We start from the raw sequence: 13,275 nt of genomic DNA, 5'->3' as shown, positions 1-13,275 counted from the left end.
GGTCTCGGTCGTCGTCATCGTCGATCACTTCCCCTGACCGGACTGGGCCCGGTTGACCCGCAGATACAGCACCGCGAACACGGCACTGACGAGGATGAGGACATTGCCCACCACGGCGCCCTGACCGAAGTCGAGCTGCATGAAGGACAGCTGGTACGTCATGGTGCCCAGCGTCTGGGTGGAGTCCGCCGGGCCGCCGCCGGTCAGCGCCAGGATCAGATCCAGCACCTTGATCGTCGACATGAAGCCCAGCACCAGCACCACCGTCACCACCGGACGCAGCATGGGCAGGGTGATGCTGCGGAACGTACGCCACGGGCCCGCGCCGTCCAGCGCCGCCGCCTCGTACACCTCCCGCGGGATCTCCTGGAGACCGCCGTAGAGGATCACCATGTTGAAGGGGATGCCGATCCAGATGTTGACCAGCACCGCGGACAGCAGCGCCACGCTCGGGCTGGACAGCCACGGCACCCCGTCACCGGTGAGCCCCAGCGTCTTCAGGAAACTGTTGAGGACGCCGTGGTCCTCGTCCATGATCCGCCGCCACACCACGGCCGACACCACCATCGGCACCAGCCACGGCAGCAGCAGCACCGCACGCACCACGCCGGAGAGCGGGAAACGCCGGGTGAAGAACACCGCGAGCGCCAGTCCGATCGTGAACTGCCCGGCCAGCGAACCGATGGTGAACAGCACGGTCTGCCACAGCGCGTCGCCGAACAGCTCGTTGGAGAAGACCGCGCGCCAGTTGTCGAGGCCGTTGAACGGCGCCTCGCCGGTGAAATAGGTGGTCGGCGTGAACTCCTGGAAGCTCATCAGGATGTTGCGCACCAGCGGGAACCCGAAGAACGCCAGGAGATACAGCACCGCGGGCGCCACGAACAGCCACTGGTACAGCCGGCGCCGCCGGGCGGCCGAACGGGGCGCGGTCCGCACGGGGCTCGCGTCCGTCGCGGCCGGCCCGCCCGCCGGGGTCGTCTCGGTCGTCGTCGTCATCACGGCCTCACTCCCCGGCCTGCTGTGCGGCCCGGTTCAGCGCCTGTTCCGGGGTGGCGCGGCCGGTCAGCACCGACTGGAACGCGCCCGCGAGCGCGTCGCCCACCATCGGCCAGCGCGTTCCCACCTCGGCGGTCCGCGAGCGGGCCGTGGCCACCAGATCGGCGAACGGCGCCAGCTTCGGATGCAGCTCGCGGTAGGCCTGCGCGGCCTCGGCGCGGGTCGGCACGTTGTTCACCCGCTCGCCCCAGGCCAGCTGGTTCTCCTGCGAGTTGAGGCAGTTGAGGATCGCCCCGGCGTTGCGCTCGCGCTCGGTGTCGCTGTTCTTGGGCACCGTCATCACGGTGCCGCCGATCGGCGGCACCGGGTCCTGACCGGCCTGCGGCACCGGGATGGAGGCCACCGCCCAGTCCACCGCGTCCTGCGCGCTGAGCACCGGCACCTGCCAGGGCCCGTTCACCATCATCGCGGCCCGCCCGGAGACGAACTGGTCGTTCACGTCCTGCTGGTTCCAGTTGACGACGGATCGGGAGGCGGACCCGTCGTCCACCAGGTCCTTCCACAGCTGGAGCGCCTGCTGCCCGCCGGTGCCCTCGGCCAGCTGCGCCTCGTCACCGCCCGCCGACCAGAAGAACGGCAGGAACTGGTACACGCCGTCCGCGTTCGGGCTGGCGCTGAACGCCATGCCGTAGGTGCTGCCGCCGGTCAGCTCCGCCGCCGTGCTGCGCAACTCCTCCCAGGTGGTGGGGGGTTCCAGCCCGGCCTCGGCCAGCATCGTGGTGTTGTAGATCAGCGCCAGCGAGTTCACCGACCGGGCGACCCCGTACTGCACCCCGTCGTAGGAGCCCAGCGAGACGGCGCTGTCCGAGAAGCCCTCGGCGTCGAACCCCGTCTCCGGCAGCGGGCGCAGCCCGCCCGTCTCGGCGAACTGGGACAGCTCCGAGCCGTCCAGTTCCAGGATGTCCGGCAGTGAGTCGGAGGAGGCCATCCGCAGGGCCTTGGTGGCGACCTGGTCGGCGGGGACGCTGATCTGCTTGACGCGCAGCCCGAGCGGCTCGGCGCAGGCGTCGAAGAAATCCTGGTTGGCGGAGTGCTCGGCGGTGTCGGTCGCGGAGTTGAGCACCGTGACCGTACCGGGGTCGGGTTGCGCGGCACACGCCGTCAGCCCGCCGGCGACCGTGGCACCGGCGAGGGTGAGGGCGAGCGCGGAGACGGGTATGCGTCTGCGTGGTCCTGCCATGGGGTTCTTCCATTCGCGACGTTGAGAAGGAAAGCCGGGGGCGGTGGGCACCGTGGCCCGGGCGCGGTCAGGGCGGCGGAATCACCGCCCCCTCGGCCATGACCGGGGTGATGAGCTGGTGCGACACCTCCGGTGCCGGCGCCGTCCCGGCGGCGCCCGGGCGGGCGGCGATCGCCGCCACGGCCAGCTCCGCCACCGCGGCCGACATCCGGCCCACCGGCAGCTCGATCCGGGGGAAGTCCGCCAGGGCCGGCTCGTCCGGCAGCGTGCCGACCAGCACCACACTCAGGTCCTCGGGCACCTTCAGGCCCAGCTCGGCCAGTTCCCGCAGCAGTTCGGGCAGCAGGATCAGATGCTGCACCACCAGGGCGGTGGGACGGGTGGCCGGGTCGGTCAGCAGTACCTCGCGCAGCCGCTTGGCCAGCACCTGCGGATCGCCGCTGGATTGCTGGATCCGGACGTCGGCCCCGGTGTGCGCGGCGGCGGCGCGGGCCCCGTCCAGACCGTGCATGGCGTAACCGCGCCGCGCCTCGATCTCGTGATCGGCGGAGGAGAGGAACACGATCCGCCGGTGCCCGGCCGCGGCCGTCTCGCGCACCGCGAGGGAGACGGCCGCCTCCCAGTCGAGGTCCACCCACGGGACGTCGGCCTCGTCGTGCTCACTGCCGTGACCCAGCAGCGCGGTCGGGAAGCGCAGTTCGCGCAGCGCGGCCACCCGGGGGTCCTGCACCTGGACGGCCATCAGCACGGCGGCGTCCGCCAGCCCGCTGCGCGCGATGCGGCGCAGCCCGCCGACCCCGTCCTGGTCGGTCATCATGAGGACGTCGTAGCCGTGCTCGCGGGCGGCGTCACTGAACTCGATGGCGAACCGGCCGTCCATCGCGCGGTACTTGCCCGTCTCCCGGGGCACGGCCAGCACGATGACGTCGCTGCGGGCGCTGCGCAGGGCGCGGGCGCTGGCGCGCGGATGGTAGCCCAGCTCGCGGATGGCGGCGCGGACCGCGTTCTGGGTCTCCTCGGAGATCTTGCGGGAGCCGCTGAGCACATAGGAGACGGTGCTGGGGGCCACCCCCGCCCGTTCGGCGACATCCTTGATCGTTGCCATCCCGCTCCCTCACGGACTCCACCAACGCCTTGCCGGTTCGAATCGATTCGTCGAATCGATTCGAAGCAGTGGCGAGATGCTAAGCGGCGGCGGGCGGTGCGGACAAGGGGGTTCCGGAAAGATCTTTGACGTTCCGTGTTGTATCACGCGAGCCACCCGCCCGGGGCGGGACCGTGACGGGGCCCGTCAGCGCCGGTCAGCCGCCCGTTCCTCTCGACGGGAGGGCCGTCAGCCAGGCCGGGGCGCGGTCGCGGAAGGCGGGTGGGGGGAGGGCCGCCGCGCCGGCGGGGATGCGGGCCAGCAGGGGGGCGCCGGTCACCGCCGGGAGGTCGGTGAGGTTGCAGCGGGAGGCCAGGTCCGGGGCGGCGGGCCAGGAGCCGATGATCAGGCCGCGGCAGTGCAGGCCGCGGGCGCGCAGCGCCTCCGCCGTCAGCGCGGCGTCGTTGAGCGTGCCCAGGCCCGCCGTGGTGACGACCACCACCGGGGCGGCCAGCAGCGCCGCCGCGTCCGCCAGCGTGCCGCCCGACTCGTCGAACCGCACCAGCAGTCCGCCCGCCCCCTCCACCAGCACCAGATCGTGCCCGGCCGCCAGGTCGATCGCCGCCTTGGCGACCTCCGCCGGCCGCACCGGCGGCAGCCCGGCCAGCCGGGCCGCCGTGGCCGGCGCCAACGGCGCCGGATAGCGGGCCAGTTCCCGGGCCGTCACCGGCCCCGCCAGCCGGGCCGCCTCCGCCGCGTCCCCCGGCTCCCGCTCCGCCACCCCGGTCTGGGCGGGTTTGAGGACCGCCACCCGCCGCCCGCGCGCCAGCGCGCGGGCCGCCAGCGCGGCCGTCACCACCGTCTTGCCGACCCCGGTCCCCGTCCCGGTGACGATCAGCACCTCACCCGTCACCCCAGCCGCTCCTCTCCGTTCGTACCGCCCGGCCCGGGCGGGGTCGCACCCCTCATCCGGCCCGGGCGGCGGCCACCATCGCCGCGCAGACGCGGGCGATGTCCTCGTCGCCGGTGATGTACGGCGGCATCGTGTAGACGAGGTCGCGGAACGGCCGCAGCCACACGCCCGCCGCGACCGCCGCCCGGGTCGCCGCCGCGATGTCCACCGGGTGGTCGAGCTGGATCACCCCGATCGCCCCCAGCACCCGCACCTCACGCACCCCCGGCATCCCGGCCGCCGCCGCCAGGCCGGCGCGCAACCCCGCCTCGATCCGGCCGACCTCGCCCCGCCAGTCCTGCCCGAGCAGCAGCCCGATCGACGCGTCGGCCACCGCGCAGGCCAGCGGGTTGCCCATGAACGTCGGGCCGTGCGCCAGCACCGGCACCGCGCCGCGCGAGATGCCCCGGGCCACCCGCCCGGTGCACAAGGTGGCCGCCAGGGTGAGATAACCGCCGGTCAGCGCCTTGCCCACACACATCACATCGGGCACCACCCCGGCGTGATCCGCCGCGAACAGCGCACCCGTGCGGCCGAAACCGGTGGCGATCTCGTCCAGGACCAGCAGCACCCCGCTCTCGTCGCACGCCTCGCGCAGCACCCGCAGATAGCCGGGGGAGTGGAACCGCATCCCGCCCGCGCCCTGCACCACCGGCTCGACCACCACCGCCGCGAGTTCGTCCGCGTGCCGGGCGATCAGCTCGCGCAGGCCGGCCGCGTACCCCTCGTGCACCCCGGCGCCGAAACCGGGCGGCGGCTCGGGCGCGAACACCTGACGCGGCAGCGCCCCCGCCCACAGCTCGTGCATCCCGCCCTCCGGGTCGCACACCGACATGGCGTGCCAGGTGTCCCCGTGGTAGCCGCCCCGCCAGGTCAGCAGCCGCTGCTTGCCGGGCCGGCCCAGCGACCGCCAGTACTGGAGGCACATCTTCAGCGCGACCTCCACCGCCACCGATCCCGAGTCGGCGAGGAAGACGTGCTCCAGCGGACCCGGCGAGATCTCCACCAGACGGGCCGCCAGCCGTACGGCGGGCTCGTGCGTCAGCCCGCCGAACATCACATGGCTCATCCGCCCCAGCTGTCCGGTGACGGCGGCGTCCAGGACCGGATGGCGGTAGCCGTGGATCGCCGACCACCACGAGGACATGCCGTCGATCAGCTCCCGGTGCCCGCCCGGCTCCACCGGTGCGGCCAGCCGCAGCCGCACCCCGTCCGCCGACTCCACCGGCAGCGGGGCGGCGGTCCCGGGCATCGGGCCGTACGGATGCCACACGTGCCGGCGGTCCAGCGCCAGCAGTTCGGCCGTCCGCCGCGCCTCAGGCATTGGGCGGCAGCGTGGTGCCCGCGCCCCGGCGGCGTACCGCGACGGGCACCGCCGCACCGGCCGGCTCCCCGCCGCCCGCGTCGGCGTCGGCGTCCGGCTCCGGCGGCCCGGCCGGGACCGTACCGCCCTCCACCTCGAAGCCCGCGTCGGCGATCATCGCCAGATCGGCCCGCCCCGACTGCCCCTCGCTGGTGAGATAGTCGCCGAGGAACAGCGAGTTCGCGATGTGCAGAGCCAACGGCTGCAACGTACGCAGATGCAACTCACGGCCGCCCGCGATCCGTACCTCCGCGTCCTGGCACACGAACCGCACCATCGCCAGGATGCGCAGCGCCCGCTGCGGCGTCAGCTCCCACCGGCCGGCCAGCGGGGTGCCGTCGAAGGGGATGAGGAAGTTGACCGGCACCGAGTCGACCTCCAGCTCGCGCAGCGCGAAGGCCACGTCCACCAGGTCCTCGTCGCTCTCGCCCATGCCCGCGATCAGCCCCGAGCACGGTGAGAGGCCGCCGGCCCGCGCCCGCCGCACGGTCTCCGCCCGGTCCGTGAAGTCGTGTGTCGTGCAGATGTCGGCGTAGGCGGCCTGCGAGGTGTTGAGATTGTGGTTGTACGCGTTGGCCCCCGCCGCCCGCAGCCGCTCGGCCTGGCCGTCGGAGAGCAGCCCCAGGCAGGCACACACCTCCACCGCCGTGCCGTGCTCCGCGCGCAGCGCCGAGACGGTCTCGCACACCCGCTCCACATCCCGGTCGGTCGGGCCGCGCCCGCTGGCCACCAGACAGACCCGGCGCGCGCCGCCGGCCACTCCGGCGTTCGCGGCGGCAACGGCCGCGTCCGGCTTCAGCCAGGTGTAGGTGAGGATCTCCGCCTTCGAGCCGAGCCGCTGGGAGCAGTAGGAGCAGTCCTCCGGGCACAGCCCCGACTTCAGATTCACCAGGTAGTTGAGCTTCACCCGCCGCCCGAACCACGCCCGGCGCACTCTGCCGGCCGCCGCGACCACCTCCAGCAGGTCGTCGTCGGAGGTGGCCAGTACGGCCAGGGCCTCGGCCCGGGTGGGGGGTTCGCGGCGCAGGCCCTTGTCCACGAGCGCGCTCAGCAGATCCATGCGATCCATGAGCCGATCCTGGTGGTCCGGGGCGGGGCCCGGCCAGGGCGGAAAGGTACACAGCCGCCGATCCGAGTGTGTACGGTCACCACACCCCCGCACAGCGTCACCGCCCGATAGCGTCGATGGGTTGGCGCGGACGAGGGGTGGGGTGACGGTGACCGGGACGAGTGAGGGTCCGTTCGGCTGGATCGGCGCGGAACGGGACCGGCTGCGCGGTGCCGGTCTGGAGCGCGGACTGCGGCCCAGGACGGCGGACGAGGCGGACGCCGGGCCGCTGGACCTGGCAGGCAACGACTACCTGGGTCTCTCCCGGCATCCGGAGGTCGTCGCGGCGGCCACCGGCGCGGCGCGCCGCTGGGGCGCGGGCGCCACCGGATCGCGGCTGGTCAGCGGGAGCACCACGCTGCACGCCGAACTGGAGGCGGAACTGGCGGAGTTCACCGGTTTCGAGAACGCGCTGGTGTTCTCCAGCGGCTACGCGGCGAATCTCGCGGCGCTCACCGCGCTCGCCGGCCGGGACGCGCTGATCGTCTCGGACGCGGCCAATCACGCCTCCCTGATCGACGGTTGCCGGCTCTCCCGGGCTGCGGTCGCGGTGGCTCCGCACGCCGACCCGTGGGCGGTGGCCGGGGCGCTGGCGGGACGCGCCCCGGGGGTACGCCGGGCGCTTGCCGTCTCCGACACGGTGTTCTCCGTCGACGGGAACGCCGCCCCGCTGCCCGCGCTGGCCGCCGCAGCGCGCGCCCACGGGGCCGCTCTGGTGCTGGACGACGCCCACGGCTTCGGGGTGGTGGGGGAGGGCGGCCGGGGCGCCGTGCACGCCGCCGGGCTGGCGGGCGCCGCCGATGTGGTGGCCACCGTCACCCTCTCCAAGGCGCTGGGCGCGCAGGGCGGCGCGGTGCTGGGCCCGGCGCCGGTGATCGCCCATCTGGTGAGCACCGCCCGCACCTTCGTCTTCGACACCGGGCTCGCCCCCGCCGCCGCCGGGGCGGCGCTCGGCGCACTGCGGCTGCTGCGCCGCGAGCCGGAGCGCGCGGCGCGGGCGGGGGAGGCGGCGCGCCTGCTGCACGGGCGGCTGACGGCGGCGGGCCTGGCCGCCGCCCGCCCGGACGCGGCGGTGGTGTCGGTCCGCGCGCCCTCGCCCGGCGCGGCGGTGCGCTGGGCGGCCGACTGCCGCCGGGCGGGCCTCGCGGTCGGCTGCTTCCGGCCGCCGTCGGTCCCGGACGGTGTCTCGCGGCTGCGGCTGTCGGCCCGCGCGGATCTGGCGGCCGGCGAGCTGGCCCGCGCCGCCGGGATCGTCGTCGCCACCGCCCCGCGGGAGGCCGTGGACGGCGGGGCGGTACGGGAGAGCCCGGCGCGCCGGTGACCGACCGGGGCCGCCGGTCACCGCCCGGCCGTGCCGCCCTTGCCGCTCTTCCCGCCTCCGCCGTCCTTCCCGCCTCCGCCGTCCTCCGCGCTCTTCCCGCCCTTGCCGCTCTTCGCGCCGTTCCCGCCCTTGCCGCTCCCCGCCCCGTCCTTCCTGGCCCGGCTCGGCTGCACCCGCTTGGGCTCGCCCTTCACCTTCGGATGCTCCGGCGGATACGGCAGATCCCCCAGCCCGTGATCGCGCTCGTCCCGCGCCGCCATCTCCAGCGCCGTCTCCAGCCGGCACACATGCCGCTCCATGTCCGCGTGCACATCGCCCACCTCGGCGAACCGGGCGGGCATCGTCGCCAGATCGAAGTCCTCCGGCCGCGCGTCCGGCACCTCCTCCCAGCTCAGCGGCGCCGACACCGGGGCGTGCGGACGCGCCCGCACCGAGTACGCGCTGGCGATCGTCCGGTCGCGCGCCATCTGGTTGTAGTCCACGAAGATCCGCTCCCCCCGCTCCTCCTTCCACCACGCCGTGGTGACCCGCCGCGGATCCCGCCGCTCCAGCTCCCGCCCGATCGCGATCGCCGCCCGCCGCACCTGCGGGAACGTCCACTCCGGCGCGATCGGCACGAACACATGCATGCCCCGCCCGCCCGAGGTCTTCGGCCAGCCGCGCAGCCCCCACTCCTCCAGCAGCCCGCGCAGCTCCAGCGCGGTGCGCACCGCGTCCGCGTAGTCCGTGCCGGGCTGCGGGTCCAGATCGATCCGCAGCTCGTCCGGGTGCTCGGTGTCCCCGCGCCGCACCGGCCAGGGGTGGAAGGTCAGCGAACCCAGGTTCGCCGCCCACACCACCGCCGCCGGCTCGCTGGGCGCGATCTCGTCCGCGTGCCGCCCACTGGGGAAGGAGATCCGCCCGGTGGGGATCCACTCCGGCAGGTTCCCCGGCGCCCGCTTCTGGTAGAACGACTCGCCCGTCACCCCGTCCGGGTACCGCTCCAGCGTCGTCGGCCGGTCCCGCAGCGCCCGCAGCGCGCCGTCCGCCACCGCCAGGTAGTACTGGGCCACATCCAGCTTGGTGAACCCCCGCTCCGGGAAGTACACCTTGTCCGGGTTTGACACACGCACCGTGCGGTCACCGACCGTGAGTTCCATGGCCTTGCCCATGCCGCCACGCTAAGCCCGTGCGCCGTCGCGCGCCCGCCGACGGGCGCCGCGCCGCCGCGCGCCGCACAATCCCACCATGGACCTTCCGGTGATGCCCCCCGTCAGCCCGATGCTCGCCAAGCCCGCCGCGAAGATCCCCGCCGGCATGCACTACGAGGCCAAGTGGGACGGCTTCCGCGCCATCGTCTTCCGCGATGGGCCCGAGGTCGAGATCGGCTCCCGCACCGGGAAGCCGCTCACCCGCTACTTCCCCGAACTGTCCGAGGGGCTGCCCGCCGCCCTGCCCGAGCGCTGCGTCCTGGACGGCGAGATCGTCATCGCCCGCGGCGGCCGGCTCGACTTCGACGCCCTGCTGGAACGCATCCACCCCGCCGACTCCCGGGTCCGCATGCTGGCCGAACGCACCCCCGCCTCGTTCGTCGCCTTCGATCTGCTCGCCCTCGGCGACGACTCGCTCCTCGACACCCCGCAGCACGCCCGCCGCACGGCCCTCACCGACGCGCTGCGCCATACCCGGCAACCCGTCTTCGTCGCCCCCGCCACCGGCGACCTCGACCTCGCCCGCCAGTGGTACGAGCGGTACGAGGGCGCGGGACTCGACGGCATCGTGGCCAAGCCACCCGACCTCCCCTACCGCCCGGGCGAGCGCGTCATGGTCAAGGTCAAGCACGAACGCACCGCCGACTGCGTGGTCGCCGGGGTCCGCCGCCACAAGAGCGGCGAGGGCGTCGGCTCGCTGCTGCTCGGCCTGTACGACGCCACTGGCCGTCTCCAGCACGTCGGGGTCTGCGCCTCCTTCACCGCCAAGCGGCGCGCCGAGCTGATGGACGAACTCACCCCGCTGCTCATGGACTCCGCCGAGGGCCACCCCTGGGCCGACTGGGCCGAGGCGGAGGCGCACGAGCACGCCCGGATGCCCGGCGGCCCCAGCCGCTGGACCGGCACCAAGGACCTCAGCTGGCTGCCGCTGCGCCCCGAGCGGGTCTGCGAGGTGCGATACGACCACATGCAGGGCGACCGGTTCCGGCACACGGCGCAGTTCCGCCGCTGGCGGCCCGACCGGGACCCGGCCGACTGCGGGTACGCCCAGCTGGAGGAGCCGGTGGGCTACGCGCTCGACGACATCCTCACCCCGCACCGTCCGCACTGACCGCCGCCCGCACCGCCGCCGCCACCTCGGCCGCCCGCTCCGCGTCCCGGTACCGCCCGCGCGGCCAGAAGAAGCCGCGCAGCCCGTCCCGGGGCCGTCGGGGCACCACATGGGTGTGGAAGTGCGGCACCGACTGGCTCACCCGGTTGTTGGACGCGACGAACGAGCCCCGCGCGTCCATCGCCGCCTCCACCGCCCCGGCCAGCCGCCGCACCACCGCGTAGTACGGGCCCAGCAGCTCGGGCGGGACATCGGTGAGCGTCGGCAGATGCTCCCGCGGCACCACCAGCACATGCCCCTCGAACAGCGGCCTGACGTCCAGGAAGGCGACCACCGACCCGTCCTCGTACACCCGGTCGGCGGGCGCCTCGCCGCGCACGATCCGGCAGAAGACGCACTCCATGCCCCCAGTGAACCCCGTGCGGGAAGTCCCGGCACCCGCCCGGCGTTGAATGAATCATGAACGACATGACGGTCGTGGTCATCGGCGGCGGCCAGGCGGGGCTGGCCGCCGCCTACCACCTGCGGCGCCGGGGGTTCGCCCCGGGCACGGACTTCGTGGTCCTCGACCACGCGCCGCGCCCCGGCGGCGCCTGGCAGTACCGCTGGCCGACCCTCACCTACGGCCGGGTGCACGGCATGCACGCGCTGCCCGGCATGGAGCTGACCGGTGCCGACCCCGACCGGCCGTCCTCGGAGGTGATCGGGGAGTACTTCACCGCGTACGAGCGCGCCTTCGAGCTGCCGGTGCTGCGCCCGGTGCACGTCACCGCCGTCCACGACGAGGGCACGGGGGCGCTGCGGGTGGACAGCCCGGCCGGCACCTGGCGCACCCGGGCGCTGATCAACGCCACCGGCACCTGGGACCGTCCGTTCCGGCCCGCCGTCCCCGGGGCGGCCGACTTCACCGGGCGCCAGCTGCACACCGCCCAGTACCCGGGGCCCGGCCCGTTCACCGGGCAGCGGGTGATCGTGGTCGGCGGCGGCACCTCCGCCGTCCAGCACCTGCTGGAGATCTCGGAGGTCGCCGCGAGCACCCTGTGGGTGACCCGCCGTCCGCCGGTCTTCCGCGAGCAGGGCTTCGGCGAGGTCGAGGGCCGCGCCGCGGTCGCCCTGGTGGAGGAGCGGGTACGGGACGGACTGCCGCCGCGCAGCGTCGTCTCGGTGACCGGGCTGCCGATGACCGAGGCGATGCGTGCGGCGCGTGCCTCGGGGGTGCTGGTCCGCCATCCGATGTTCCAGCGGCTGACGCCGGACGGGGTGCGGTGGGCGGACGGCCGTCACGCGCCGGCGGACGTCATCGTGTGGGCCACCGGCTTCCGGGCCGTCCTGGACCATCTCGCCCCGCTGAAGCTGCGCGAGCCGGGCGGCGGCATCCGGCTGGAGGGGACGAAGACGGTCCGCGACCCGCGCGTGCACCTGGTCGGCTACGGGCCCTCCGCGTCCACCATCGGCGCCAACCGGGCCGGCCGGGCAGCCGTCAACGACCTTGTGGCGCTGCTGGGTTCCCCGGTGAGCAGCGGCCGGTAATTGGTCTGGACATGCTCATGGCGGCGGTCTAATGTCCTGCGCGTGAGGTGAGAGCGCTCTCACACTGCATCGCTTCGTTGCCCTGTACCGCCCCACTTCGGTAGAGCACGTCCAAGGAGCCCTGCAATGAGACGCACCCGTTCCTTCAGCCTGGGCGCGGCTGCCCTGATGATCCTGACCGCCGGCCTCGGCGGTGCCGCCGTGGCGGCCGACTCCACCCACACCCCCGGCAGCGACCCGGTCGCCGAACCCGCCCTGCTCGAAGCCCTCCAGCGCGACCTCGGCCTCACCGAGGAGCAGGCCGTCGACCGGCTCGCCACCGAAGCCGAGGCCATGGCCACCGACGAGGCGGCCCAGGAAGCGGCCGGCGACGCCTACGCCGGCAGCTGGATCGACGCCGAGACCGGCACCCTGGTCGTCGCCGTCACCACCGCGGGCGCCGAGCGCGCGGTGGAGTCCACCGGCGCCGCCACCGAACGCGTCACCCACAGCCAGGACGCGCTCGACACCGCCCTCGCCGCCCTCGACGAACTGACCGCCCCGGCCGGCGTGTCCAGCTGGTACGCCGACGTCCAGGACAACGGGATCGCCGTCGAGGTGGTGGCCGGCTCCGAGAACACCGCCGAGGTCACCGCGTTCCTCGCCGAGGCCGAAGCCGTCCAGTCCCTGCCGCTGACCGTCCGAACCGTCGAGGAGGCGTACACCACCTCCGCCGCCGGCGTGGTCGGCGGCGACCCGTACTACACCGGCAACGTCCGCTGTTCCATCGGCTTCTCGGTGCACGGCGGCTTCATCACCGCCGGCCACTGCGGATCCGGCTCGGCGGCCGTCTACGGCTGGGACAACAGCCTGATGGGCAACTTCGCCGGCCGCTCCTGGCCCGGCGGCGACCACGCCTGGGTCCGCACCGGCCACGGCTGGTGGACCGTCCCGGTCGTCCTCGGCTGGGGCACCGTCTCCGACGCCCTCGTCCGCGGCTCCAACGAGGCCCCCACCGGCGCCTCCATCTGCCGCTCCGGCTCCACCACCGGCTGGCGCTGCGGCACCATCGGCGCCAAGAACGTGACCGTCAACTACGGCAACGGCAACATCGTCTACGGCATGACCAACTCCACCGCCTGCGCCGAGGGCGGTGACTCCGGCGGCTCGTTCATCAGCGGCGACCAGGCCCAGGGCGTGACCTCCGGCGCCGCCGGCAACTGCTCCACCGGCGGCTCCTCCGTCTTCTACCCGATCAACCCGATCCTGTCCGCCTACGGGCTGACCCTGCACACCGCCTGACCTGCGGCATCCCACCCGGTCCCGGCCCCGGCGGCGGGGCCGGGTCCGCCGAAGGATGTAGCCGGATCTCGGTATCCCGGCGGACCGGAACACCCCGCC

At 74.2% G+C, this 13,275-nt stretch carries 12 protein-coding genes; 4 read left to right on the top strand and 8 right to left on the bottom strand.

The features are described from left to right. Positions 1-24: 24 nt before the first annotated feature. The 6 genes from BM385_RS22275 to bioB form a co-directional block, all read right to left on the bottom strand. Positions 25-996, bottom strand: coding sequence for a carbohydrate ABC transporter permease (locus BM385_RS22275; protein ID WP_093844180.1), 972 nt, complete (start codon positions 994-996; stop codon positions 25-27). A 7-nt stretch (positions 997-1,003) separates the two neighbouring features. After that, a complete protein-coding gene (locus tag BM385_RS22270; protein WP_093844179.1) occupies positions 1,004-2,236 on the bottom strand; it encodes a sugar ABC transporter substrate-binding protein in 1,233 nt (410 codons plus the stop codon). A gap of 67 nt (positions 2,237-2,303) precedes the next feature. Next, positions 2,304-3,341 carry a LacI family DNA-binding transcriptional regulator gene (locus BM385_RS22265; RefSeq protein WP_093844178.1) on the bottom strand — a complete coding sequence of 346 codons (1,038 nt, stop codon included), beginning with the start codon at positions 3,339-3,341 and terminating at the stop codon, positions 2,304-2,306. A 196-nt stretch (positions 3,342-3,537) separates the two neighbouring features. Next, a complete protein-coding gene (gene bioD, locus BM385_RS22260; RefSeq protein ID WP_093844177.1) occupies positions 3,538-4,233 on the bottom strand; it encodes a dethiobiotin synthase in 696 nt (231 codons plus the stop codon). 52 nt (positions 4,234-4,285) lie between these two features. Then, positions 4,286-5,596, bottom strand: coding sequence for an adenosylmethionine--8-amino-7-oxononanoate transaminase (locus BM385_RS22255; protein WP_093844176.1), 1,311 nt, complete (start codon positions 5,594-5,596; stop codon positions 4,286-4,288). Further along, the gene (gene bioB / locus BM385_RS22250; protein WP_026047221.1) at positions 5,589-6,695 is read right to left on the bottom strand and encodes a biotin synthase BioB; all 1,107 of its coding nucleotides are present in this window, start codon (positions 6,693-6,695) and stop codon (positions 5,589-5,591) included. Before bioB ends, BM385_RS22255 begins: the two co-directional genes overlap by 8 nt. Positions 6,696-6,846: 151 nt before the next feature. Here bioB and BM385_RS22245 point away from each other — a divergent pair, with 151 nt between their 5' ends. Then, a complete protein-coding gene (locus tag BM385_RS22245) occupies positions 6,847-8,064 on the top strand; it encodes an aminotransferase class I/II-fold pyridoxal phosphate-dependent enzyme (RefSeq protein WP_093844175.1) in 1,218 nt (405 codons plus the stop codon). Positions 8,065-8,081: 17 nt separating this feature from the next. On the opposite strand, the gene ligD is transcribed toward BM385_RS22245, so the two are convergent. After that, positions 8,082-9,215 carry a non-homologous end-joining DNA ligase gene (gene ligD, locus BM385_RS22240; RefSeq protein ID WP_019432640.1) on the bottom strand — a complete coding sequence of 378 codons (1,134 nt, stop codon included), beginning with the start codon at positions 9,213-9,215 and terminating at the stop codon, positions 8,082-8,084. Positions 9,216-9,291: 76 nt separating this feature from the next. On the opposite strand from ligD, the gene BM385_RS22235 reads away from it, so the two are divergent. Next, on the top strand, positions 9,292-10,365 hold the full coding sequence (locus BM385_RS22235; RefSeq protein ID WP_093844174.1) for an ATP-dependent DNA ligase: 1,074 nt from the start codon (positions 9,292-9,294) through the stop codon (positions 10,363-10,365). On the opposite strand, the gene BM385_RS22230 is transcribed toward BM385_RS22235, so the two are convergent. Next, positions 10,343-10,768 (bottom strand): HIT family protein, encoded by a 426-nt coding sequence (locus tag BM385_RS22230; RefSeq protein ID WP_019432638.1) that lies wholly within the window; start codon positions 10,766-10,768, stop codon positions 10,343-10,345. The genes BM385_RS22235 and BM385_RS22230 overlap by 23 nt on opposite strands. Before the next feature lie 56 nt (positions 10,769-10,824). Here BM385_RS22230 and BM385_RS22225 point away from each other — a divergent pair, with 56 nt between their 5' ends. Next, entirely contained in the window at positions 10,825-11,895 is a 1,071-nt protein-coding gene (locus BM385_RS22225; RefSeq protein ID WP_093844173.1) for an NAD(P)-binding domain-containing protein, read from the top strand. A gap of 126 nt (positions 11,896-12,021) precedes the next feature. Continuing rightward, positions 12,022-13,176: a S1 family peptidase gene (locus BM385_RS22220; RefSeq protein WP_019432636.1), complete on the top strand. Its 1,155-nt coding sequence runs from the start codon at positions 12,022-12,024 to the stop codon at positions 13,174-13,176. Positions 13,177-13,275 lie beyond the last annotated feature (99 nt).

The organism is Streptomyces harbinensis (assembly GCF_900116145.1).
GTDB lineage: Bacteria > Actinomycetota > Actinomycetes > Streptomycetales > Streptomycetaceae > Streptomyces > Streptomyces carpaticus.
This window is presented reverse-complemented; position numbering and strand designations above follow the sequence as displayed.

Bases quoted from the DNA above. Each gene is read 5' to 3' on its own strand.
- ligD (WP_019432640.1), bottom strand. From the start codon at position 9,215: ATGGGCAAGGCCATGGAACTCACGGTCGGTGACCGCACGGTGCGTGTG.
- BM385_RS22220 (WP_019432636.1), top strand. From the start codon at position 12,022: ATGAGACGCACCCGTTCCTTCAGCCTGGGCGCGGCTGCCCTGATGATC.
- BM385_RS22235 (WP_093844174.1), top strand. From the start codon at position 9,292: ATGGACCTTCCGGTGATGCCCCCCGTCAGCCCGATGCTCGCCAAGCCC.
- BM385_RS22255 (WP_093844176.1), bottom strand. From the start codon at position 5,596: ATGCCTGAGGCGCGGCGGACGGCCGAACTGCTGGCGCTGGACCGCCGG.
- BM385_RS22270 (WP_093844179.1), bottom strand. From the start codon at position 2,236: ATGGCAGGACCACGCAGACGCATACCCGTCTCCGCGCTCGCCCTCACC.
- BM385_RS22275 (WP_093844180.1), bottom strand. From the start codon at position 996: ATGACGACGACGACCGAGACGACCCCGGCGGGCGGGCCGGCCGCGACG.
- BM385_RS22265 (WP_093844178.1), bottom strand. From the start codon at position 3,341: ATGGCAACGATCAAGGATGTCGCCGAACGGGCGGGGGTGGCCCCCAGC.
- bioB (WP_026047221.1), bottom strand. From the start codon at position 6,695: ATGGATCTGCTGAGCGCGCTCGTGGACAAGGGCCTGCGCCGCGAACCC.
- BM385_RS22225 (WP_093844173.1), top strand. From the start codon at position 10,825: ATGAACGACATGACGGTCGTGGTCATCGGCGGCGGCCAGGCGGGGCTG.
- BM385_RS22230 (WP_019432638.1), bottom strand. From the start codon at position 10,768: ATGGAGTGCGTCTTCTGCCGGATCGTGCGCGGCGAGGCGCCCGCCGAC.